The sequence below is a fragment of the Pseudomonas sp. 8Z genome, from assembly GCF_902506535.1.
Lineage (GTDB): Bacteria > Pseudomonadota > Gammaproteobacteria > Pseudomonadales > Pseudomonadaceae > Aquipseudomonas.
In genome coordinates this window covers 734,836-756,694 of sequence record NZ_LR733827.1, presented here as the reverse complement: position 1 = coordinate 756,694, position 21,859 = coordinate 734,836, and the positions used below count along the sequence as shown (strand labels likewise).

Sequence of the window (21,859 nt, the reverse complement as noted above, 5' to 3'; positions counted from 1 at the left end):
GTTCGATGAATACCCTGTTTTTACATTGCCGCCCCGGTTTCGAGGGTGAGGTGTGCGCCGAGATGGCCGACATCGCCGCGCAGCTTGAGGTGCCTGGCTACCCTAAGAGCAAGCCCGGCAGCGCTTGCGCCGAGTTCGTTTGCAGCGAGGCCGAGGGTGCCGAGCGCCTGATGCGCCAGACCCGCTTCAACCGCTTGATCTTCCCCCGCCAGTGGGCGCGCGGTGCGTTCGTCAGCCTGCCGGAGAGCGATCGCATCAGCGTGTTGCTTGAGGCCCTGGCCGATTACCCGGTGTGCGGCAGTTTGTGGCTGGAAGTGCTCGACACCAACGAAGGCAAGGAGCTGTCGACCTTCTGCAAGAAGTTCGAGGCACCGCTGCGCAAGGCGCTGCTCAAGGCTGGCAAGCTGGTGGAGGATGCGAAGAAGCCGCGCCTGCTGCTGACCTTCAAGAGTGGTCGCGAGGTGTTTGCCGGCATCGCTGAGGCCGACAACCTGGCGATGTGGCCGATGGGCATTGCGCGCCTGAAGTTCCCGCGCGAGGCACCGAGCCGCTCGACGCTCAAGCTGGAGGAGGCCTGGCATCATTTCATCCCGCGTGAGCAGTGGGATCAGCGTCTGGCGCCGGGTATGACCGCCGTAGATTTGGGTGCAGCGCCTGGCGGTTGGACCTGGCAACTGGTCAACCGGGAAATCCGTGTGACCGCCGTGGACAACGGGCCGATGGCCGAGAGCCTGATGTATTCGGGTTTCGTGGTGCACCAGCGCGCCGATGGTTTTACCTTCCGCCCGCGCCATCCGGTGCACTGGATGGTCTGCGATATCGTCGAGAAGCCGGCGCGTACGGCGGCGATGATGGAGGCCTGGCTGGGTGAGGGATTGTGCCGTGAGGCGGTGGTCAATCTCAAACTGCCGATGAAGCAGCGCTACGCTGAGGTGCGGCGCCTGCTTGACCGCGTCGAGGCGGGGCTGGCAGAGCGCGGCATGAAGGTCAGCATCGGCTGCAAGCAGCTCTATCACGACCGTGAAGAAGTCACCTGCCATTTGCGCCGACTCGGTAAGTGAGATGGCTGGCGCGCGAGGTGGTCGCTGGGCTGCCTTTGCGCGACAATGCGCGCCTGTTTGTGGAGCCCTTTATGTCCGAAGCCCTGACCCTCAATCACGATGACCTGCTCGACGCCAGCGGCCTGAATTGCCCTGAGCCGGTGATGATGCTGCACAACAAGGTGCGTGACCTTTCCCCAGGTGGGCTACTCAAGGTGATTGCCACCGATCCCTCGACCCGTCGCGACATCCCCAAGTTCTGCGTCTTTCTCGGCCATGAGCTGATTGGCCAGGCCGAGGAAGATGGCAGCTACCTGTACTGGATTCGCAAGAAGGCGGATTAGGCGGCCCTGGTGGGCTGTGCGCTTCGTCGGCTTTCGTAGGGCGGGTGCAACCCGCCAAATAACGGATGTCGTTGGTTGCGATGGCGGGTTGCACCGGCCCTACGGTTCGCTGTTCCATCCTGCCTGCCCCGGCGCCAGACCGCAGCTATTGAGCAGCGTCTGCCAGGCCTTGACGTGCCTTGCGGTGGCAGCGCGGAAATCCTGCCATAACGAATCCTGATCGCCCACCAGGCGCTCCAGATAAGCGCGGGTGGTCGGCGGGATACCGTCCACGGCTTGCAGGTGCTGCAGCGCCGCCTGCCAGCGCTGGCCGCGCTGATCGACCTGCGCCAGGTAGGGCTGCAGGCCGCCAGCGTAGAACTTGACGAAGATGTTCTGCAGGATACGGCCGCGCGGGGTTGGCCGCCCTTGCGGGCAGATCGGTCGGCGCGATTGGCGTTGCTCCAGCAGCTCGCTGCCGTTGTCGAGGTTGTGGCGCAGGCTGGCCAGGCTGGTGATCAATTGGCCGCCCTGGTCGCTGGCATAGAGGGCGAAGAACCAGGGCTCCAGCTCAGCAGCCTCGGGTGGCTGGTGCTCGGGCAGCGCGGCGCCGATGCGCGCCAGTTGCTCCAGGGCGTCGAGTGCGGCGCTGTCTTCGCTTGGCGTGACGGCCAGGGCCTGTTCGGCAAAGCGCAGGTAGCGCTCGAACTCCTGGCTGCCATTGAGCGCATTCCAGAAAACGGCCGGTAATTGCTGGCGCTTTTCGCTCGCCAGTTGCTGCAAGGTGTTGCGGAGCGCCGTGTCGGGCGGCAGCGCGGGCAGGCAGTCGTCGATGGCGCGCAGCAGATCGCCCTCGTAGCCCAGACGTTGGCTGGGCACCAGTTGCTTGCCGAGGCTGCTGTTGCGTTGGCTGATCAGTTGCTGCAGGCGAGGGCAGCTATGGGCATCGATGACCAGATCGAGCAGGCTGATGCGCAGCTCGGGCACCTCGATCAGGCGTTCGCGGCGTGGCGGCAGGCGGTATTGGCTCAGGCTGCGGATGTCGAAATCGGTGAAGCCATCGGTTTCTAACGCGTTGTCGAGCCGCTGCAGATAGTCGCGCTGCAGTGCCAGGCCGTCGTCACCGGGGCGGCAGGCGGCCAGCAGGCAAAGGCTGATCAGTAGGAGTAAGCGCGTCATGCCATGAGTCTAGACGCCGTCATTGTCTCCAAACCAGCCCTCACGCCGCGCGGCGAATACGTTTGCGCGCGCTGCGCGCCAGGCGCACGGTGAGCATCGCGGCGGCGCAGGTCAGGCCGACCACCAAACCTTGCCACAGGCCGCTCGGGCCACTGGGTTCGCCGAACAGCTCGGACAGCCCCAGCGCATAACCCACCGGCAGACCAATGCCCCAGTAAGCGAACAGCGTCAGCAGCATGGTGATGCGGGTGTCCTGATAGCCGCGCAGGGCGCCGGCGGCAGTCACCTGGATGGCGTCGGAGAACTGGAACAGCGCCGAATAGACGATCAGCGTCGCGGCGACTGCGATCACGGCCTTGTCCGGGGTGTAAATCTGCGCGATTTGCTCGCGCAGCAGGAACATCAGGCTGGCCGACAGGCAGGCATAACCCAACGCTGCGCCCATGCTCACCCCGGCGGCGAAGCGCGCCTCGCGTGGCTGGCCGCGGCCCAGTGCCTGGCCGACGCGCACGGTAGCGGCCATGGCCAGCGAGTAGGGGATCATGAACACCATGGAGCTGAAGTTCAGAGCGATCTGGTGCCCGGCCACCACGGTGGCGCCGAGGCCGCCGATGAGCAGGGCGATGACGGCGAAGATGCTCGACTCGGCGAACACCGCCACGCCAATCGGCACGCCGATGCTTAGCAGGCGCTTGATCACCGCCCATTGTGGCCAGTCGAAACGGGCGAACAGTGCGCTGGCGCGGTAGTAGGGCGCCCACTTCACCCACACCAGCATGCCGAGCAGCATGAAGATCATCACCAGGGCCGTGGCCCAGCCGCAACCGACGCCGCCCATGGCCGGCAGGCCGAACTTGCCGTAGATGAAGATGTAGTTGGCCGGGATGTTCAGCAGCAGGCCGAGGATGCCCAGCACCATGCTCGGGCGGGTGTGGCCGAGGCCATCGCTGCAGCAGCGCAGCACGTGATACAGCGCCACGGCTGGGAAGCCGCAGGCTACGGCGCGCAGGTAGCCCATGGCTGGGTCGACCAATGCTGGGTCGACATTCATCACATGCAGGACGACCTCGGCGTTCCACAGCAAGACGGCAGCGCTGCCACCGACGGCCAGTGCTAGCCACAATGCCTGGCGCACCAGTGGGCCGATGGCCGCTTCGTCACCGGCGCCGAAGCGCTGCGCCACCTTGGGCGTGGTGGCCAGGAGGATGCCTGTCATCAGCAGGAACACCGGCACCCAGACCGAGTTACCCAGGGCGACAGCAGCCAGATCTTCCGGGCTGACGCGCCCGGCCATCAGGGTGTCGACGAAGCCCATGGCGGTGTGCGCCAGTTGGGCAATGATGATTGGGGTGGCCAGGACGAGCAGGTTACGCAGTTCCGTGCGTACGCGCCCCAGGCGGTTTTCGCTGGGCATTTCGGGTCTTCGAGGGCGGCGGGAAACCGCGCAGTCTACGCCTTGACGCCTCGGTCAGGAAAGTCTGGATGCGACGTTGTCTGGCGCCTCGCGTACAATGCGCGCCTTGCCGTGGAGCTGCCTCATGCTGATAGTCGCCGACGAAAATATTCCCCTGCTCGATGAGTTCTTTGCCTGCTTCGGCACCATCCGCCGTCTGCCGGGGCGCGCCATCAGCGCGCAGGATGTGAAAGACGCCGATTTGCTGCTGGTGCGCTCGGTCACCCGCGTGGATCGGGCGCTGCTGGCTGGCAGCCGCGTGCGCTTCGTTGGCACCTGCACCATCGGCACCGATCATCTGGATCTCGATTATTTTGCCGAGGCTGGCATCGCCTGGAGCAGCGCGCCGGGCTGTAACGCGCGCGGTGTGGTGGATTACGTGTTGGGTAGCGTGCTGACTCTGGCCGAGCGCGAAGGCGTCGATCCGGCCGGGCGTATCTATGGCGTGATCGGTGCCGGGCAGGTCGGAGGGCGTCTGGTCGAACTGCTGCGTGGTTTGGGTTGGCAGGTACGGGTGTGCGACCCGCCACGGCAGGCGATCGAGGCGGGCGATTTCGTCAGCCTGGAACAGATCATCAATGAGTGCGATGTGGTCAGCCTGCATACGCCGCTGGATGCAGCGACACGGCATCTGTTCGATGCGGCGCGCCTGGCTGCACTCAAGCCCGGCACCTGGCTGATCAACGCCAGCCGTGGCGCGGTGGTGGACAACGGCGCGCTGCGTGCGCTGTTGCCGCAGCGCCCCGACCTGAAGGCCGTGCTGGACGTGTGGGAGGGCGAGCCGCAGGCCGATGTCGAATTGGCCGCACTGTGCCAACTGGCCACGCCGCATATCGCCGGCTACAGCCTGGACGGCAAGCTGCGTGGTACGGCGCAGATATACCAGGCTTGCTGCCGGGCGCTTGGTGTGCCCGAGCAGGTGCGTCTGGATGATCTTCTGCCAGCGCCCTGGCTGAGCGAAATAACAGTGGATGGCGGCGCCGATCCGGCCTGGGCACTGGCCAGTCTGTGCCGCGCGGTCTACGACCCGCGCCGCGACGATGCGGATTTTCGCCGCAGCCTGGTGGGCGATGCCGATGCGCGCCGTGCGGCCTTCGACCGCCTGCGCAAGCACTACCCGATGCGCCGTGAGATCGATGGCTTGCGGGTGCGTATTGAGGGGGATTCAGCGCCGTTGGCGGCTCTGGTACGAGCCTTGGGCGCTATCGCTCTTTAGCCAGAGGGCGCCATCTCAGACTGTGTGAAAACTACTGCGCTCGGCCATGCTGCGTTAAAAAATGGCTCAAAATGCTCATTTACAACTCGTAAACTGCGCTTTTTCGCCGTTTTTTGCCTTGCTTGACCTTCGCTCGCTACGTTTGCACACGGTCTGATCTGTCGCGCTTGTTGATCAGTTTGATGTCTGGTGCGGCGTAACCCAGGTTTCAATGCAGCGCGATGGATCGGCTGGCGGGTTAGGTGGCGCGTTGAGCTCATCTGGGGCAGCAAGCACGGTGTGCTGCGCCGCTAACTCGCCCTACGGATAGTGCGTTATCCATCAGCTTTATCTTTGAGCAATTAAATTGCATGCAATTTAATTGCTCGCTACTTTTATCGCACTTTCAACCCATTCAGGACGATCTCCATGAGCAATGCACTCTTCGATATTCCGGTCACTACCATCAAAGGCGAGCAGAAGACCCTGGCTGATTTTGGCGGCAAGGCCGTGCTGGTGGTCAACACGGCCAGCAAGTGCGGTTTTACCCCTCAGTACAAGGGGCTTGAGACGCTGTGGCAGCGTTATAAGGAGCAGGGTTTGGTGGTGCTGGGGTTTCCCTGCAATCAGTTCGGCAAGCAGGAACCGGGTGATGAAGGGGCGATCAGCGAGTTTTGCGAGTTGAACTTCGGCGTGAGCTTCCCCTTGTTCAAGAAGATCAATGTCAATGGTGCTGACGCGCATCCTTTGTTCGTACAACTGAAGAAACGTGCGCCAGGGCTGCTGGGTAGCCAGGGCATCAAGTGGAATTTCACCAAGTTCCTGATCGGCCAGGATGGCCAACTGGTCAAGCGCTTCGCCCCCAACACCAAGCCTGAGGACATCGGCGCCGAGATCGAAGCCCTGCTCAAATGACCGGTTTGGGTGATGTCGGTCTGCAGCTCGACGATCAACTGTGCTTCAAGCTGTATGCCGCTTCCCGCGTGGTGATTCGCACCTACAAGCCGATGCTTGAGGCATTGGGGCTGACCTATGCGCAGTATCTGGTCATGTTAGTGCTATGGGAGTGGCAGGTGCAGCCACCGGCGCAGCCCACGCTCAAGGCGCTGGGCCAGCGTTTGCAATTGGACTCCGGTACGCTCACGCCACTGCTCAAGCGCCTGGAAGCGCTTGAGTTGGTGTCACGGCGGCGTGCCGTGCAGGATGAGCGTGAAGTGCACCTGACGCTGAGTGAGCAGGGCGTGGCACTGCAGGCGCGGGTTATGCCGCTCAAGATGCAGTTGCTGTGTCAGTTCGATGAGTCTGAGCTGCTGGAGTTGGAAGGGCTGCGCCAGCGCCTCGATCGGCTATTGAAGCGCCTGGAGTCTGTTGCCGAGTAAGCGGCAAGCAAGCCCGTAGGTGAAAGCCTCTTGCGTGAGTAAGAGGCTTTTTCGTTTCTGTCTCAGGTGTCGACCGGTAGCCAGTTTTCCAGCAGCGTTGCCAATTCTTCACGGCGGAAAGGCTTGGCCAGGTAATCGTTCATACCGGCCGCGCGGCAGCGCTCGCGCTCGTCCGACAGGGCGTTGGCGGTCAGGGCAATGATGGGCAACTCTGGCCAGCGGCCATTGAGGCGTATACGCCGGGTGGCTTCGTAGCCGTCCATCACCGGCATGTTGCAATCCATCAGCACCAGGTCGATGGCCTCCTGTTCCAGTTGTTCCAGGGCTTCACCGCCGTGACCGGCAACCAGTACCTCACAGCCAAGCTTGACCAGCATACCTTTGGCCACCATCTGGTTGACCGGGTTGTCTTCCACCAGTAGGACGCGGGTGCGGCGTTTTTCGAGGTTGGACGTGCTCTGTGGGGCAGGCTGGTCGCTGGCGTCGTGGCGTAAACCATGGCGCAGCGCCTGCAGCAGGCCGTGGCGTGCCAGCGGACGGGCGATTTGCTGCAATGGCGCCAAGCGTTGTGCTTGTTCCTGTGGCAGGAAGTTGCCATAGGCGGTGACCAAGAGAATCGGCGTATTGACGGCTGGGCGTAGGCCGAACAGGCATTCCGGGCAGTCACTGATCAATAGATCGGCCTGGACGCCGAACAGGCTGGCATCGGTGTCCAGGCGCCGATAGCTCAGCCCCCAAACTGGGAGCCAGCGTTCGAGCAACTGGTGCAGGCCGCTGCTGCTGGGGGTCATTGCCACGATATCGCCGCCCAGTTGCACGGCGGCACTCCGGCCTTGGCTGGGCAGTGGCAATTGAGCACAGAACTCACTGCCGAAGCCTTCTTTCGATTGCAGCGTGAGAGTGCCGTGCATGGCCTCGCACAGACGGCGCGTCAGGGCCAGGCCCAGGCCGGTACCGCCGAACTCGCGGGTAATGCCAACTTCGGCTTGGGCGAAGGGATGGAAGATACGCGCCTGTGCATCCTCGGCGATGCCGATGCCGGTATCGCGTACCCGAACCTGAATACCTGTGGCGTCATGCTCGACCAGCAGGTCGACACGGCCGAAGCGGGTGAATTTGAGCGCATTGGATAACAGGTTGCTGACGATTTGCCGCACGCGGGTCGGGTCGCCAATGACTTGCGCTGGCAGCGTCGGGGCGATCAGGCAGGTCAGTTCGACGGCGGCAGCCGCGTTCTGTGACAGCAGGCTGGCGGTTTCCTCTACCAGTGCGCCAAGGTCGAAGGGGATGCTTTCCAGTTCGAGCTGGCCAGCCTCGAATTTGGATAGGTCGAGGATGTCGTTGAGCAATTCCACCAGCACTTTGCCTGAATCGTGGGCGATGCCCAGTTGCTGGCGCTGCTCAGCGCTGAGCGGGCCATCTAGGGCTAGGGCCAGCATACCCAGCAGGCCGTTGAGCGGGGTACGAATTTCGTGACTCATATTGGCCAGGAAGGCCGAACGTGCCTGGGCCATGTTCAGCGCTTTGGTCCGCGCAATTTCCAGCTCTTTATTGGATTCGCTGAGGCGGGCGTTGGTGGCCTTGAGTTCGGCAGTGCGTGCCGAGACGATGCTTTCCAGCTCGCTGAGGTACTGCGTCAGGCGATCTTCGGCGCTACGCCTTTGCGCGATTTCTTGGGCGATGGCTGATAACTGGCGGTTGGTGACCTGTACCAGAATGCCGATTTCGTCGCGCTCGTGGCCCTTGGGGCAAGGCACGGGTTTGTGCTGGGCGTCTTGCGGATTACGCTGGCTGAGCGCGCGGATTACGTCCACCAGCGGGCGGGTCAGCATGAAGTAGAACAGCACCAAGAGGATCAGCGACAGCAGCAGGCTGCGAGCGAAACCCGTCGCCAGGGTCAATACTGAGCGGCCCAGGAAGTGGTTACCAAAGGCGAAGGTATCGACTTCCAGGCTCAGCACGCCAAGGGCTTCGTCAGGGGCGTGGGCGACATAGAGTGGATCTTGGAATACGCGCTGCGCGCCGAACAGGCTATCGCTGAAGATGCGATAGCGGCTTTCGCTGCGCGGGCGACTGACGCTGGCCAGCATCTGCCCGTTACTGTCAATCAGCTCGGCACGGGTGACAGCAGGCGAACGCAGCAAACCCAGCACCAGTTCCTGGGCCAGCTCGGCGTCAATGTTGTAGGCGATACGGGCTGCCGGGTTGTGGCTGATTTCCAGCAACGCCCGAATCTCGCGGTTGATGGAGGCGTCCTCGCTGGCATAATCGATCGCCACCTGAATGATGCTGAGCAATGTGCCAAGGATGAACGCCACCAAAACGGTCAAGCTGGCCTGTTTGAAGGACAGGCGATGAGTGAGCGAAATATCCATGGAGGCCTGCGTGCTCTGTGTTCCTTGGCGGCAAGCATAGCTGATTGCAGCACAATATCGGCAGAGTCCTGCGCAGAGGGCTATGCGTAAACGAGGAGTAGAACGTGGATTCTCGATTGGAGCATTTTTTGGCGCGCGCCGAAGAGGTGCTGGAGCGTCTCGAGCCATTGTTACCGGCGCCGCGACTGATGGTTGACTGGAATACTTGCGTGGCCGCGCGCTGGGTGCGTGATGGGCGCAGTGGCTTTCTGCAGCCGCTGGACGTCAGCCTCGATCTGGCCTTGAGCGACTTGCTCGGCGTCGATGCTCAGCGCGAACAGTTGGCTCGCAACACACGTCAATTCGTGACCGGGCTACCGGCCAATCATGCCTTGCTGTGGGGCGCGCGCGGTACCGGCAAGTCATCACTGGTGCGTGCATTGCTTGCTGAGCATGCTGCTGTTGGATTACGTCTGATCGAGATTGAACGGGATCATCTGGCAGATCTGCCGCGTGTGGTGGAGTGTCTGGCTGGTTTGCAGCAGCGTTTTATTCTGTTCTGCGACGATCTGTCGTTCGAGGCCGGCGAGGGCGATTATCGCGTGCTCAAGAGCGTGCTCGACGGCTCGCTGGAGCAGGCTCCAGATAATGTGCTGCTGTATGCCACCTCCAATCGCCGTCATCTGGTGCCAGAGCGCCAGAGCGACAACGACAACTGGAAGATGGTCGATGGCGAGTTGCATCCCAACGAGGCCGTCGAGGACAAGATCGCCTTGTCTGATCGCTTTGGTCTGTGGCTGTCCTTCTATCCGTTCAGTCAGGAGCATTACCTGATCGTGGTGCGCCACTGGGTCACGACTCAGGCGCGGCAGGTCGGGCTTGCCTGGGAGTGGGACGAGGCGTTGGAGAAGGCGGCAATCCGCTGGGCGCTGGGGCGTGGCAATCGCAATGGGCGCTGTGCCTATCAGTTCGCCCGGCACTGGGTTGGCCTGCAATTGCTGGAGCAACGGGCATGATCGATCTGTCCCATGCGGGCGAGGGGCTGCAAGGATACGACTTGCTTTGCGCGCAATTACAGGCGTTGCTCAATGGGGAGCGTGATTTCATCGCCAACGCCGCGCAATTCTCGGCCTTTGTCTTTCACGAGTTGGCTGATCTGAATTGGGCTGGTTTTTACCTCGTCAAAGCGGATGAGCTAGTACTGGGCCCATTTCAAGGCAAGGTAGCCTGTGTACGCATTCCGTTTGGCCGTGGTGTTTGTGGCGCGGCTGCGAGCAGCCTGCAAACGCAGCGTGTGGAAGACGTGCACGCATTTGCCGGGCATATCGCTTGCGACAGCGCCTCTAACAGCGAGTTGGTGGTGCCTTTGCTCAAGGATGGGCGCCTGCTCGGTGTGCTGGACCTCGACAGCCCGCGACTTGGGCGTTTCAGCGAAGTTGATCAGGTCGGTATTGAGGCGCTGGTGGCGATTTTCCTCGCCGCCAGCGACTGCTCAGGCAGGTGAGAACGCTCAATCGTAGATGTTCTTTTTCTTCCAGTCTTCGTCGTCCAGGCCCTTGAGACCATCGGTCAGCTCGCTGGATTCATCGGCGGCAGGTAGCGTGGCGTTGAGCACCATGGCGTTGGCGCGAGCCAGTTGTTCTTCGAAGCGCTTGAGCTGTGCCTGGTGCAGCGCAGGCTCTGGCTGTTTGCGCAGGTACTGCACGGCTCGTTCGAAGGCCAGGCGCGCCTGGCCTGGACGATTCTGCTGCATGGCGCTCTGGCCGAGCGCGTTAAAACACTCGGTGTAAACCTGCACCAGCATCTGACGAATTTGCTTGAGCCATGCCTTGCCCTCATTTACGGGCATCAGGTTGATTTGCACCGAGCCGGTGATCAGCGCCTGCAGGTTTTCCAAGAGAAAGCGTACTTCCTTGGCCTTGGCTTCGTTGATGATCGTCTGAGGGGGGTTGTTCACGCTGATTGATTCACCCTGAACGGCCAGAGCCCGTAGCGCTTCGATGTTGTTCCCCAGCTCGGTGTTTTGCTTGTCCAGTGTTTTCAGGCGTTCGCTGAGTTGCAACTGCAGTTGGGTTAGCAGCAGTTTCAAGCGAGGGCTCATTAGCTGGCCTGGCATGCGTTCGGAGAGATCCTGGCAGCGGCGAATGCGATCAAGCAGATCGGCGCGCTGCCGGGCTTTGTCGAGCTTGCTGTTCTCGACGGCATGGTTGACGTAGGCAATCACCATCAATAAGGCGATGCCACCGACGATCAGCAGAGTTATCACAAGTGCGGACACTGCTTGGAACCTCTCAGCTACTGGCTATTCGCCCGAGTGTAGTGGCTTGGCTGCAAGGCTCCTAGTGTCATATCGCTTTATGGGCTGAAGTCTTTGATTTTAAAAAAATTTTAGAGAGTGGTTGACGACCTCTAAAAGCATCCCTAGAATGCGCGCCACTTCCAGCGCAAAGCTTGCAAGGCAGAGCGAAGGAAGCCGGAAAGTTGCTTGATGTTCCGGGGTGTGTCCCCTTCGTCTAGTGGCCTAGGACACCGCCCTTTCACGGCGGTAACAGGGGTTCGAGTCCCCTAGGGGACGCCACTTTCAAGCTGTAATGCGGGAATAGCTCAGTTGGTAGAGCACGACCTTGCCAAGGTCGGGGTCGCGAGTTCGAGTCTCGTTTCCCGCTCCAAATTTAGAAATGCTGCTCAGGCAGGGTTTCAAACGAAGTTCCAGGTCCCCTTCGTCTAGTGGCCTAGGACACCGCCCTTTCACGGCGGTAACAGGGGTTCGAGTCCCCTAGGGGACGCCACTTCAAGTTGTACTGCGGGAATAGCTCAGTTGGTAGAGCACGACCTTGCCAAGGTCGGGGTCGCGAGTTCGAGTCTCGTTTCCCGCTCCAAATAAACGAAAACGCCGCTCAATCGAGCGGCGTTTTCGTTTCTGTCGTTTGCGTTCAACAGTCTGTTAGGCCGTTCGCGCCAGATATAGCAGGGCATAGCCCAGCCCACACAGTCCCCAGCCCAGCCAGGGCGAGAACAACGCGCGCCACAGCCAGTGGCGTGGGGTGAAACCGACGCCGTGGATGAACGCGTTGGATACGCCCCACATGACCAGCATCAGCAGCGAATGGCTGTAGCGGCCCTGGCTGTCGAGCATGGCGCCGGGGTGGATCAACAGCAGCAGTGCCAGTGGGCTGGCCAGCAGCCAGGAGAGCGCGCGCATGGGCGCGCGCTCGCTCAGGGTGAGGTCACTCATGTTTGCTCTCGGTATCGAGATCCTGTGTGGTTTCCAGCCACAGTGCGTTGATGATGCCGAAGCTGCAGGCCAGCAACACGCCGAGAATCCAGGTGAAGTACCACATTGCTTTTCTCCTCAATACAGGCCGTGGGGGTTGGCTGCGATGCTGTCGTCGTTGAGCTTGCCCCACATCTTCACGTAGCCCCACAGGGTGTAGATGAGGATGATCGGCACGAAGATGCAGGCGACCACGAACATGATGCCTAGGGTTTTCTGGCTCGATACGGCGTCCCATACAGTGAGGCTGGAGGCGGCATCGAGGCTCGACGGGAAAACGAAGGGGAACAGGGCAAAGCCGGCGGTGCAGATGCTGCCGGTGATCATCAGGCTGCTGCCGATGAAGCTCAGCCCGCCACGGCGGGCGAGGCTGGCGAGAATTGCCAGCATGGCTCCGAGGATGGTCAGCAGTGGGGCGCAGATGGTGATTGGGTAGCGGCTGTAGTTGTTAAGCCAGCCAGCGTTGTCGGCAATTACCTGCTTGTGCAGCGGGTTGAGTGCCGCGCCGGTGTCAACTGCTGCGGCCAGGCTCATGCCGGTAATGCCATGCATCAGCCAGGCGCCGGCCAGCAGGAAGGCAGCGAGGAATGCCACGGCGCAGAGCAGGGTGGCATTACGTGAGCGATCCGCCAGGTCGCCTTCGGTACGCATCATCAGCCAGGCGCCGCCATGGGCGCTGAGCATGCTCAGGCTGGCTACGCCGCAGACCAGGGCGAAGGGGTTGAGCAGGGCAAAGAACGAGCCGTGGTAGCTTGAGCGCATCATGTCATCGAGTTGGAACGGCAGGCCGAGGAACAGGTTGCCGAAAGCCACGCCGAACACTAGCGCTGGAACTGCGCCACCGACGAACAGTGCCCAGTCCCAGGCGCTGCGCCAGCGAGTGTTTTCCAGTTTGCTGCGGTAGTCGAAGCCCACCGGGCGGCAGAACAGGGCGAACAGTACCAACAGCATGGCCCAATACAGGCCGGAGAAGGCCACTGCGTAGACCATCGGCCAGGCGGCGAACAGCGCGCCACCGGCAGTGATGAACCACACCTGGTTGCCGTCCCAGTGTGGGGCGATGGTGTTGATGGCGACGCGGCGCTCGCTGTCGGTCCTGCCGACGAAGGGCATCAGCGCCATGGCGCCCATGTCGAAGCCATCGGTGAGCGCGAAGCCGATCAGCAGTACGCCGATCAGCACCCACCAGACGAGTTTCAGGGTTTCGTAGTCGAACATGACGAAGTCCTCAGGCGTGGGCCGGCTGCTGTTGCTCGAAGTGGTAGCGTCCGCTGTGCAGGCTCGATGGGCCAAGGCGGGCGAACTTGATCATCAGGTACATCTCCACCACCAGCAGCAGGCTGTAGAAGGCGATCAGGGCGGTCAGCGAGCCCCAGATGTCACCGCTGCTCAGACTGGAGGCAGATAGATGGGTCGGCAGCACTTCACCGATCGACCAGGGTTGGCGGCCATTCTCGGCAACGAACCAGCCGGTCTGTGCGGCAATCCATGGCAGCGGCAGGCTGAACAGGGCGAACTTGAGTAGCCAGGGTTTGCTCTCCTCGTTTTTTTTCGCCGAGGCCCAGAAGGCGCAGACGAACAGCACCAGCATGAGAAAACCACTGGCGACCATGATGCGGAAGGTCCAGAACAGAGCGAATACGTTGGGGATGGTGTCCCGCGCGGCCAGTTTGATCTGCTCTTCGCTGGCGTCGGTCACGTTCGGTGTGTACTTCTTCAGCAGCAGGCCGTAGCCCAGGTCATTTTTCACCGCATTGAAGGCGGCGATGGTTGCAGCGGATTTATCGCCGCCACGTAGCTGCTCCAGCAGTTTGTAGGCGGTCATGCCGGTGCGGATGCGCGCCTCGTGCTCAATGAGCAGATCCTTGATGCCCTTGACCTCCTTATCCAGCGAGCGGGTGGCGATCAGCCCCAGTGCGTAGGGGATCTTCACCGCATAGTCGGTGCGTTGCTCTTGCTGATTGGGCAGGCCGAACAGGGTGAAGCTGGCCGGGGCTTCTTCGGTGTTCCATTCCGCTTCGATGGCGGCCAGCTTGGTCTTCTGCACGTCACCGATTTCGTAGCCGGACTCGTCGCCGAGAATGATTACCGAGAGGATCGAGGCCAGGCCGAAGGCCGAGGCGATGGCGAAGGAGCGGCGGGCAAAGCCCTGATCGCGCTTTTTAAGCAGGTAGTAACTGGAAATGGCCAGCACGAAGATCGAGCCAGTGACGTAACCGGCGGCGACGGTGTGGACGAACTTGACCTGCGCCACCGGGTTGAACAGCAGTGCGCTGAAGTCGACCAGTTCCATACGCATGGTCTCGAAGTTGAACTCTGCGCCCACCGGGTTCTGCATCCAGCCGTTGGCAACCAGGATCCACAATGCCGACAGGTTCGAGCCCAGCGCCACCAACCAGGTTACCGCCAGGTGCTGCAGCTTCGACAGACGGTCCCAGCCAAAGAAGAACAGGCCGATGAAGGTGGATTCGAGGAAGAAGGCCATCAGGCCCTCGATGGCCAACGGCGCACCGAAGATGTCGCCGACGTAGTGGCTGTAGTAGGCCCAGTTGGTGCCGAACTGAAACTCCATGGTCAGCCCGGTGGTGACGCCGAGGGCGAAGTTGATGCCGAACAGCTTGCCCCAGAACTTGACCATGTCCTTGTAGACCTGTTTGCCGGTCATCACGTAGACCGACTCCATGATCGCCAGGAGGAAGGTCATGCCCAGGGTCAGCGGCACGAAAATGAAGTGATACATCGCTGTCATGGCGAACTGCAGGCGTGACAGATCGACGACTGATTCCGAGATCATCTCGGTTTCTCCTCGGTGGGGATTGGTGAAGGGGAAGTGGGCAGTCCGAGCAAATGAGCGGCAGCACGCGGCTGGCCGTCAGTGGGTGATGTCGGTGCGCTGAACCAGATGGCCTTGATGCTGAGTAACAGCACCAGCTTTATCAGGAGAATTACGGCTATTTCGCGAACCAGTGGGATTCGCCAAGGGGATGAGGTTGGGCGGTCTGACATCTCGACACTCCAGATCGCTCGGCATGTTCAGGGGCGGTGCCGACGGCTATGGATATGTCTTAATGTTACGAGTTGGCTCTGGAGGGGGCTTGATGCAGGTCAGCAGAATGTTGGTTGGCCCTGATGATCTGGCTCTGCATGCTCTGGGCGACGGGGCGACGATGCCAGTTTGTGCAGCGCCTCGATCAGGTGAGGGGCTAGCCTGCTGCTGTGCGTGGGCAGGCATAGCGTTTTGAGCGGGCCGACATCGGCAGATTTAGTGTGGGGCGCTGTCGGTGGGGAGGGCCAGCAGTTGTTTCTCCTGGTTCCAGTCGAAGGGTTCATCGTTTTCTTCGGCCTCGAAGCGGCGCTCGTCGAGGGCCTGGTACAGGGCGATTTCTTCGTCAGGCATGAAATGCAGGCAGTCGCCGCCAAAGAACCACAGCAGGTCACGCGGCACCAGATGGGCGATCTGCGGGTAGCGGTGGAAGACCTGGCTGATCAGATCCTGGCCCAGGTATTGGCTGGATACCGGATCGCGCGGCAGTTCGGCGAGCAACTCGTCGTAGCGCTCGATGAACAGGGCGTGGCTGTCGTCGAGCACCTGTTCGGCTTCGCCCAGGGCGACGAGGATGCCGCGCAGGTGGTTGAGCAGGGCGAGGTGGTGGTCGAGGTGGCTGGCCATGGTGGGGTTTCCTGAAGGTAAAACGGGCGCAGGAGTATAGAGTTCCTGGCGCCCGCTGTCCCGTTTGGCTGGCCTTTGTGTGAGAGAGGATACGTGCGATGCAAGAAGCTCGCGGCTCAAACCCCTCCCACAAGCGCTAGCGTCAGCGTACCTTGCCGCGGCTCAGTTTGAGTTCTTCCTTGGCGAAGTCGTCGACGTCGATCACGCGCCGCCGTGCTGCTTCGGCTGCTTGCAGGCGTTGGCCTTGTTCGGCGTCGAGGATGCCAACGGCTACCGCTGCGTCGACAGCATTGTGCCCAGGCGCGGGTCGCAGGCTGCCATCCTTGAGCGCCTGGTGCAGGCGTTGGCGGGCGTCCTGGCTGGCGTGTAGCAGATTCAGTGCATGCTGCAGGGCACCGACCGAATCCTGATCGGCCTGTGGGCGGTAGCAACCTTCCAGCACTGACTCCAGTGCCGGATCACCAGCTTGGCGGCCGATGATGGCAGCCACTTCGGCGTCCAGCTCATCACTTGGGCCACAATGGCGGCGACCCAGTGGGAACACCAGTACCTTGAGCAGGCAGCCGAAGATTCGATTGGGGAAGTTGCTCAGAAGATCAGCCAGTGCTTGTTCTGCGTGTTGCAGGCTTTCTTCCAGCGACCAGCGCAGCAGTGGTTTGACGGCTTGCGGGTAGTCTAGGTCGTGGTAGCGCTTGAGTGCTGCCGAGCCCAGGTAGAGGTAGCTGAGCACGTCGCCGAGGCGTGCCGAGAGGCGCTCGCGGCGCTTCAGATCGCCACCGAGCAACATCATGCTGCTGTCGGCGCACAGGGCGAAGGCAGCGGCTAGGCGGTTCAGTGCACGGTAGTAAGGCTGGCTGAGATCGTCGCCGGGCACCCTGCCAAAGCGGCCCAGGCTCAGGCCGAGCAGTAGGCTGCTGGCGGCGTTGCTCACAGCAAAACCGATATGACTCATGAGCAGTGTGTCGAACTCGGCCAAAGCCTGTTTTTGGTCTTCGCGTGCAGCCAGGGCCATTTCCTTGAGCACGTACGGGTGACAGCGAATGGCGCCTTGGCCGAAGATCATCAGGTTACGCGAGAGAATATTGGCTCCCTCGACGGTGATAAAGATGGGCGCCCCCTGCCAGGAGCGCGCGAGGTAGTTGTTCGGCCCCATGATGATGCCCTTGCCACCGTGTACATCCATGGCGTGGCCGATGCACTCGCGGCCACGCTCGGTCAGGTGGTACTTGAGAATTGCCGAGAGCACCGAGGGTTTCTCGCCCATATCGACGGCATTTGCGGTGAGGATACGTGCACTGTCCATCAGCCAGGCATTTCCGCCTATGCGTGCCAGAGCTTCCTGAATCCCTTCGAAGGCGGCCAGTGGAACATTGAACTGCTCGCGTAGCTGAGTGTATTGGCCTGTGGCGAGGCTGGTGAACTTGGCCGCGCCGGTGCCGACCGCGGGCAGCGAGATAGAGCGGCCTACCGATAGGCAGTTCATCAGCATCATCCAGCCTTTGCCGAGATAAGCCTGGCCGCCGATCAGATAGTCGAGTGGGACGAATACGTCCTTGCCTGCGTTCGGCCCGTTCATGAATGCCGCGCCTAGCGGCATGTGGCGGCGACCGATTTCTACGCCGGGGGTGTCGGTGGGGATCAGCGCCAGGCTGATGCCGAGGTCTTCCTTGTCGCCCAGCAGGTGTTCCGGGTCATAGGCCTTGAAGGCTAGGCCTAGCAGGGTGGCGACTGGGCTCAGGGTGATATAGCGCTTCTCCCAGTTCAGGCGTAGGCCGATGACTTCTTCGCCATTCCACTGACCCTTGCAGATGATTCCGGTGTCCGGCATGGCGCCAGCATCCGAGCCAGCCAGCGGGCCGGTAAGGGCAAAGCAGGGAATATCTTCACCGCTGGCCAGGCGCGGCAGGTAGTGCTGGCGCTGCTCGTCGGTGCCATAATGCAGCAGCAGTTCGGCGGGGCCGAGGGAGTTGGGCACCATCACGGTGGTGGCCAGGTCACCGCTGCGCGTGGCCAGTTTCATCGCCACTTGCGAGTGGGCGTAGGCCGAAAAACCTTTGCCGCCATATTCCTTGGGAATGATCAGGGCAAAGAAGCCGTGCTGTTTGATATGCGCCCATGCCTTTTCCGGTAGATCCATCTGCTGGCCAATCTGCCAGTCACTGATCATGGCGCAGAGTTCTTCAGTGGGGCCGTCAAGGAAGGCTTGTTCTTCTTCGCTCAATTTGGCCTTGGGGTAGGCCAGTAGTTTGTCCCAGTTCGGCTTACCGCTGAACAGTTCGCCATCCCACCAGACGGTGCCTGCTTCGATGGCGTCGCGCTCGGTGGTGGACATCGGCGGTAGCACGCGCTGGAACCAGGCGAACAGTGGCTGTGTAAACAGTTGCTGGCGCAGATCGCGCAGCATGATGAAGGCGGCAACGGCGCCGGTGATGACCCATAGCAGCAGTTGCAACCAGCCCGGCACGGGGCTGAACAGGGTCATGGCCAGCAGGTAGATCGCCGTGATGCCTATGGCGGGCAGGGCGGCTGTGCGGCTGTGGGCCAGATAGACGACGCCAAGCAGCAGAACCAGTAACCAGATGACGAGCATGTGCATTTCTCCATGATTGGCTCGGTCGACGTTTTCGAGCATAGCTACAAATGTTGACGCAAGCCGTGCTTGGTCAGGACGTAACCCGCCAGGCTCAAGAAAGATGACCGCCGAGCGGTGGTCGAGTTCGGCGCGATATCGATGGAGTTAATAAACAAGATCGTCAGGATGGCCTTTTCTCTTGGTCTTCAGGTCGGTAGGGTGCATGCCAGCCAAGAGGGGGGAAACACCCGGTTGCAATCGAGTGCTTCTGCCCACACTTATAACGACCTCAACTTTCGCGCGGGAAACCCCATTTTCATGAGCACCGCCCTGACCATTCGCCAGTTGACCAAGACCTACGGAAATGGCTTCCAGGCCCTGCATGGCATCGATCTGGACGTCGCCGAAGGTGACTTCTTCGCCTTGCTCGGCCCCAATGGCGCCGGCAAGTCCACCACCATCGGCATTCTCTCCACGCTGGTGAACAAGAGCGGCGGCACGGTCAACGTGTTCGGCCATGACCTCGACCGTGAGCCCTACGCGCTCAAGCGCTGCCTGGGCGTGGTGCCGCAGGAGTTCAACTTCAACCAGTTCGAGAAGGTGTTCGATATCGTTGTTACCCAGGCTGGCTACTACGGCATTCCCAGCTCGATCGCTAAGGAGCGCGCCGAGCAGTACCTGACTCAGCTCGGGCTGTGGGAGAAGCGCGATGTCGCCTCGCGCGAGTTGTCCGGCGGGATGAAGCGTCGCTTGATGATTGCCCGGGCGCTGGTGCACCAACCGCGTTTGCTGATTCTCGACGAGCCCACTGCCGGTGTGGATATCGAGTTGCGCCGATCGATGTGGGCCTTCCTCAGCGATCTGAACAAGCAAGGCATCACCATCATCCTGACGACTCACTATCTGGAGGAGGCCGAGCAACTGTGCCGCAATATCGGCATCATCGATCATGGTCGTATCGTTGAGCTGAGCAGCATGAAGAACCTGCTGAAAAAGTTGCATCTGGAAACCTTCCTGCTTGATTTGCAGAATTCTTACAGCGAGGCGCCGACGCTGCACGGCTATCCGGCGCGCCTGGTCGACCATCACACCCTGGAGGTGCAGGTGGAGAAGAGCCAAGGCCTCAATGCGTTGTTCCAGCAATTGGCGCAACAGCAGGTGCAGGTACTTAGCTTGCGCAATAAGACCAATCGCCTGGAGGAGCTGTTCGTTTCTCTGGTGGAAAAGAATCTGGCCAAGGTGGCGCAATGAATACCCAGCATCTCAACAGTGAATTTGCCGCCAATCTGGTGGCTTTGCGCACCATCGTTTATCGCGAGGTGCGCCGCTTTTTGCGCATCTGGCCGCAGACACTGCTGCCACCGGCGATCACCATGGTCCTGTATTTCGTCATCTTCGGTAACCTGATCGGGCGGCAAATCGGTGACATGGGTGGCTTCACCTACATGGAGTACATCGTGCCGGGGCTGATCATGATGTCGGTGATTACCAACAGTTACGGCAACGTGGTGTCGAGCTTCTTCGGTAGCAAGTTCCAGCGCAACGTCGAAGAACTGCTGGTATCGCCGGTATCGCCGCACACCATTCTGATCGGTTATGTCGTTGGCGGTGTGTTGCGAGGCCTAGCGGTAGGGGTGATCGTGACCTTCCTGTCGCTGTTCTTCACCCATCTGCAGGTGCATCACCTGGGCGTGACCGTACTGGTGGTGCTGCTGACCGCGACCATCTTCTCTCTCGGTGGCTTCATCAATGCGGTATTCGCGCGCAACTTCGATGATATTTCGATCATCCCCACCTTCGTGCTCACGCCTTTGACCTACCTGGGCGGAGTGTTCTATTCCATCACGCTGTTGCCGCCATTCTGGCAGGCGGTGTCGTTGGGTAATCCGATCCTGCATATGGTCAATGCCTTCCGCTACGGTATCCTCGGGGTATCGGATATTCGTATCAGTGTGGCCATCGGCTTCATGTTGCTGGCAACTGGCGTGCTTTATGTACTGTGTATCCGCCTGCTGATCAGTGGGCGCGGTATGCGCCAGTAACGCTTTTGCTGTTGCTGGCGGGAGGGGCTTTAGTGGCGAGCTTTTGTCGCGGCTAAAGCCTCTTCCACATTCTGGTGCTGGCTTCATGCGTGCGGGGGCACGGCCAACCCGTTAAACTCGCACGGTTTTTCGCCACCCTGGATTGCGTGCCATGCAGCACCCCGCCGAACATTCCCCGCTGGGCAAGTCCAGCCAGTACATCGCCGAGTACAGCCCCGAGCTGCTGTTCCCCATTTCGCGTAGCACCAAATGGGCAGAGCTTGGCCTCGATGGCGCCAATTTGCCGTATCAGGGCGTGGATTACTGGAACTGCTACGAGTTGTCCTGGTTGCTGCCGTCTGGCAAACCGGTGGTGGCGATTGGCGAGTTTGCGATCCCGTCCGACTCGCCGAATATCATCGAGTCGAAGTCCTTCAAGCTGTACCTCAATTCGTTGAACCAGACGGTCTTCTCTTCCTGGGGTGAGCTGCAGGCGACGCTGGCGCGTGATTTGTCCAAGGTGGCTGGCAAGTCGGTGTCGGTACGCTTGCGTTCATTGGCTGAGGTTGCAAGTGAGGGGGTGGCGGCGTTGCCGGGGCAGTGCATTGATGAGCTGGATATCGGTGTTAGCCAGTACGATCACCCGCAGCCCGAACTGCTGCGTTGCGACGCCAGCCATGTGGTTGAAGAGAGCCTGCACAGTCATTTGCTCAAGTCGAATTGCCCGGTGACTGGTCAGCCTGATTGGGGCAGTCTTGTGGTGCAGTACCGTGGCGCGGCGCTGGATCATGCCAGCTTGCTGGCTTATCTGGTGAGTTTCCGCCAGCACGCCGACTTCCATGAGCAGTGTGTAGAACGCATATTTCTCGATCTGCTGCGTCTGCTTGAACCGCAGTCGCTGACGGTTTACGCCCGCTATGTGCGGCGTGGTGGGTTGGACATCAATCCCTATCGCAGTACGACGCCTATCGTGCCGGATAACACCCGCCTGGTGCGGCAGTAGGCAGTACCAGGCTGCAAGCGCGGCTCGCTAGATTCACCGTGCTTGCAGCGCACGCACTCAGATCCCCATGTTGGCCAGGCTTTGCATGATGCTGCGCAGGGTGCCAGCGAGGGTTGGGTGGCTCGCTTCGAAGCGCTCTACGGCCAGGTTGACGCCGTCGACCAGCGTAGCGTCGGGCGCTGATGCGGCTTCTCGTGCTAGTTGCACTTCGATTTCCTGCGTCAGCAGGTAAAGCGATGCGCGTTCTTCCTCACTGAGCGGCGTGTCCTGGGCCAGATGTTGCTGGAGGGCTTCCAGTTGCTGCTGCAGATCGCTTGCGGGCATACAGTTCTCCTTGTCGAATCGGCATAGGCATTGACCTCAGGCGCTGCCGGAAGGTTTCAGCCTGCTTTCAAA

At 61.0% G+C, this 21,859-nt stretch carries 22 protein-coding genes and 4 tRNA genes; 14 read left to right on the top strand and 12 right to left on the bottom strand.

Translation table 11 applies throughout. The annotated features are described in order from the left end of the window. Window positions 1-5: 5 nt before the first annotated feature. Window positions 6-1,061 (top strand): 23S rRNA (cytidine(2498)-2'-O)-methyltransferase RlmM, encoded by a 1,056-nt coding sequence (rlmM, locus tag AERO9A_RS16175; protein ID WP_159972951.1) that lies wholly within the window; start codon window positions 6-8, stop codon window positions 1,059-1,061. 71 nt (window positions 1,062-1,132) lie between these two features. After that, window positions 1,133-1,384, top strand: coding sequence for a sulfurtransferase TusA (tusA, locus tag AERO9A_RS16170; RefSeq protein WP_372239687.1), 252 nt, complete (start codon window positions 1,133-1,135; stop codon window positions 1,382-1,384). 99 nt (window positions 1,385-1,483) lie between these two features. Here the strand turns inward: tusA and AERO9A_RS16165 are convergent, their stop codons facing one another. Both AERO9A_RS16165 and AERO9A_RS16160 read right to left on the bottom strand, forming a co-directional pair. Next, window positions 1,484-2,542 (bottom strand): DUF3080 domain-containing protein, encoded by a 1,059-nt coding sequence (locus AERO9A_RS16165; protein WP_159972950.1) that lies wholly within the window; start codon window positions 2,540-2,542, stop codon window positions 1,484-1,486. Window positions 2,543-2,582: 40 nt separating this feature from the next. Further along, a complete protein-coding gene (locus AERO9A_RS16160) occupies window positions 2,583-3,956 on the bottom strand; it encodes an MATE family efflux transporter (protein ID WP_159972949.1) in 1,374 nt (457 codons plus the stop codon). A 124-nt stretch (window positions 3,957-4,080) separates the two neighbouring features. Here AERO9A_RS16160 and pdxB point away from each other — a divergent pair, with 124 nt between their 5' ends. The 3 genes from pdxB (at window position 4,081) to AERO9A_RS16145 (ending at window position 6,569) form a co-directional block, all read left to right on the top strand. Further along, a complete protein-coding gene (gene pdxB / locus AERO9A_RS16155; RefSeq protein WP_159972948.1) occupies window positions 4,081-5,211 on the top strand; it encodes a 4-phosphoerythronate dehydrogenase PdxB in 1,131 nt (376 codons plus the stop codon). A 408-nt stretch (window positions 5,212-5,619) separates the two neighbouring features. Next, complete coding sequence (locus AERO9A_RS16150; protein WP_159972947.1) at window positions 5,620-6,105, top strand: glutathione peroxidase; 486 nt, start codon at window positions 5,620-5,622, stop codon at window positions 6,103-6,105. Next, a complete protein-coding gene (locus AERO9A_RS16145; RefSeq protein WP_159972946.1) occupies window positions 6,102-6,569 on the top strand; it encodes a MarR family winged helix-turn-helix transcriptional regulator in 468 nt (155 codons plus the stop codon). The genes AERO9A_RS16150 and AERO9A_RS16145 overlap by 4 nt, the downstream gene beginning before the upstream one ends. Before the next feature lie 62 nt (window positions 6,570-6,631). Here the strand turns inward: AERO9A_RS16145 and AERO9A_RS16140 are convergent, their stop codons facing one another. Further along, window positions 6,632-8,944 (bottom strand): response regulator, encoded by a 2,313-nt coding sequence (locus tag AERO9A_RS16140; protein WP_159972945.1) that lies wholly within the window; start codon window positions 8,942-8,944, stop codon window positions 6,632-6,634. A gap of 104 nt (window positions 8,945-9,048) precedes the next feature. On the opposite strand from AERO9A_RS16140, the gene AERO9A_RS16135 reads away from it, so the two are divergent. Beyond that, window positions 9,049-9,939 carry an ATP-binding protein gene (locus AERO9A_RS16135; RefSeq protein WP_159972944.1) on the top strand — a complete coding sequence of 297 codons (891 nt, stop codon included), beginning with the start codon at window positions 9,049-9,051 and terminating at the stop codon, window positions 9,937-9,939. Beyond that, window positions 9,936-10,427: a GAF domain-containing protein gene (locus tag AERO9A_RS16130; protein WP_159972943.1), complete on the top strand. Its 492-nt coding sequence runs from the start codon at window positions 9,936-9,938 to the stop codon at window positions 10,425-10,427. Before AERO9A_RS16135 ends, AERO9A_RS16130 begins: the two co-directional genes overlap by 4 nt. Before the next feature lie 6 nt (window positions 10,428-10,433). Here AERO9A_RS16130 and AERO9A_RS16125 read toward each other — a convergent pair whose 3' ends face one another. Continuing rightward, window positions 10,434-11,201, bottom strand: a complete 768-nt coding sequence (locus AERO9A_RS16125) for a hypothetical protein (protein WP_178111148.1) — start codon at window positions 11,199-11,201, stop codon at window positions 10,434-10,436. 224 nt (window positions 11,202-11,425) lie between these two features. On the opposite strand from AERO9A_RS16125, the gene AERO9A_RS16120 reads away from it, so the two are divergent. From AERO9A_RS16120 to AERO9A_RS16105, 4 genes are all read left to right on the top strand, one after another. Beyond that, window positions 11,426-11,501 (top strand) — tRNA-Glu (locus AERO9A_RS16120). Between the two features lie 15 nt (window positions 11,502-11,516). Continuing rightward, window positions 11,517-11,592: transfer RNA gene (locus AERO9A_RS16115), tRNA-Gly, on the top strand. A gap of 44 nt (window positions 11,593-11,636) precedes the next feature. Continuing rightward, window positions 11,637-11,712, top strand: a tRNA-Glu gene (locus tag AERO9A_RS16110). 14 nt (window positions 11,713-11,726) lie between these two features. Next, window positions 11,727-11,802, top strand: a tRNA-Gly gene (locus tag AERO9A_RS16105). A gap of 65 nt (window positions 11,803-11,867) precedes the next feature. Here AERO9A_RS16105 and AERO9A_RS16100 read toward each other — a convergent pair. The 7 genes from AERO9A_RS16100 to AERO9A_RS16075 all read right to left on the bottom strand — a co-directional run bounded on the left by AERO9A_RS16100 (window position 11,868) and on the right by AERO9A_RS16075 (window position 18,457). Continuing rightward, complete coding sequence (locus AERO9A_RS16100; RefSeq protein ID WP_159972942.1) at window positions 11,868-12,158, bottom strand: cyd operon YbgE family protein; 291 nt, start codon at window positions 12,156-12,158, stop codon at window positions 11,868-11,870. Beyond that, window positions 12,151-12,264 carry a cytochrome bd-I oxidase subunit CydX gene (gene cydX, locus AERO9A_RS16095; RefSeq protein ID WP_159972941.1) on the bottom strand — a complete coding sequence of 38 codons (114 nt, stop codon included), beginning with the start codon at window positions 12,262-12,264 and terminating at the stop codon, window positions 12,151-12,153. The genes AERO9A_RS16100 and cydX overlap by 8 nt, the downstream gene beginning before the upstream one ends. Before the next feature lie 11 nt (window positions 12,265-12,275). Continuing rightward, entirely contained in the window at window positions 12,276-13,415 is a 1,140-nt protein-coding gene (cydB, locus tag AERO9A_RS16090) for a cytochrome d ubiquinol oxidase subunit II (protein WP_159972940.1), read from the bottom strand. A 10-nt stretch (window positions 13,416-13,425) separates the two neighbouring features. Continuing rightward, window positions 13,426-14,991, bottom strand: coding sequence for a cytochrome ubiquinol oxidase subunit I (locus tag AERO9A_RS16085; protein ID WP_159972939.1), 1,566 nt, complete (start codon window positions 14,989-14,991; stop codon window positions 13,426-13,428). Continuing rightward, entirely contained in the window at window positions 14,988-15,203 is a 216-nt protein-coding gene (gene cydP, locus AERO9A_RS22920) for a cytochrome oxidase putative small subunit CydP (protein WP_159972938.1), read from the bottom strand. Before cydP ends, AERO9A_RS16085 begins: the two co-directional genes overlap by 4 nt. A gap of 256 nt (window positions 15,204-15,459) precedes the next feature. Further along, window positions 15,460-15,867 carry a PA2817 family protein gene (locus tag AERO9A_RS16080; RefSeq protein WP_159972937.1) on the bottom strand — a complete coding sequence of 136 codons (408 nt, stop codon included), beginning with the start codon at window positions 15,865-15,867 and terminating at the stop codon, window positions 15,460-15,462. A gap of 142 nt (window positions 15,868-16,009) precedes the next feature. After that, entirely contained in the window at window positions 16,010-18,457 is a 2,448-nt protein-coding gene (locus AERO9A_RS16075) for an acyl-CoA dehydrogenase (RefSeq protein ID WP_159972936.1), read from the bottom strand. A 300-nt stretch (window positions 18,458-18,757) separates the two neighbouring features. On the opposite strand from AERO9A_RS16075, the gene AERO9A_RS16070 reads away from it, so the two are divergent. From AERO9A_RS16070 to queF, 3 genes are all read left to right on the top strand, one after another. Next, complete coding sequence (locus AERO9A_RS16070; protein WP_159972935.1) at window positions 18,758-19,690, top strand: ABC transporter ATP-binding protein; 933 nt, start codon at window positions 18,758-18,760, stop codon at window positions 19,688-19,690. Beyond that, window positions 19,687-20,481, top strand: a complete 795-nt coding sequence (locus tag AERO9A_RS16065) for an ABC transporter permease (protein WP_159972934.1) — start codon at window positions 19,687-19,689, stop codon at window positions 20,479-20,481. The genes AERO9A_RS16070 and AERO9A_RS16065 overlap by 4 nt, the downstream gene beginning before the upstream one ends. Window positions 20,482-20,632: 151 nt before the next feature. Continuing rightward, on the top strand, window positions 20,633-21,463 hold the full coding sequence (gene queF / locus AERO9A_RS16060; protein ID WP_159972933.1) for an NADPH-dependent 7-cyano-7-deazaguanine reductase QueF: 831 nt from the start codon (window positions 20,633-20,635) through the stop codon (window positions 21,461-21,463). Window positions 21,464-21,520: 57 nt separating this feature from the next. Here the strand turns inward: queF and AERO9A_RS16055 are convergent, their stop codons facing one another. Continuing rightward, window positions 21,521-21,787 (bottom strand): DUF4404 family protein, encoded by a 267-nt coding sequence (locus AERO9A_RS16055; protein WP_159972932.1) that lies wholly within the window; start codon window positions 21,785-21,787, stop codon window positions 21,521-21,523. Window positions 21,788-21,859 lie beyond the last annotated feature (72 nt).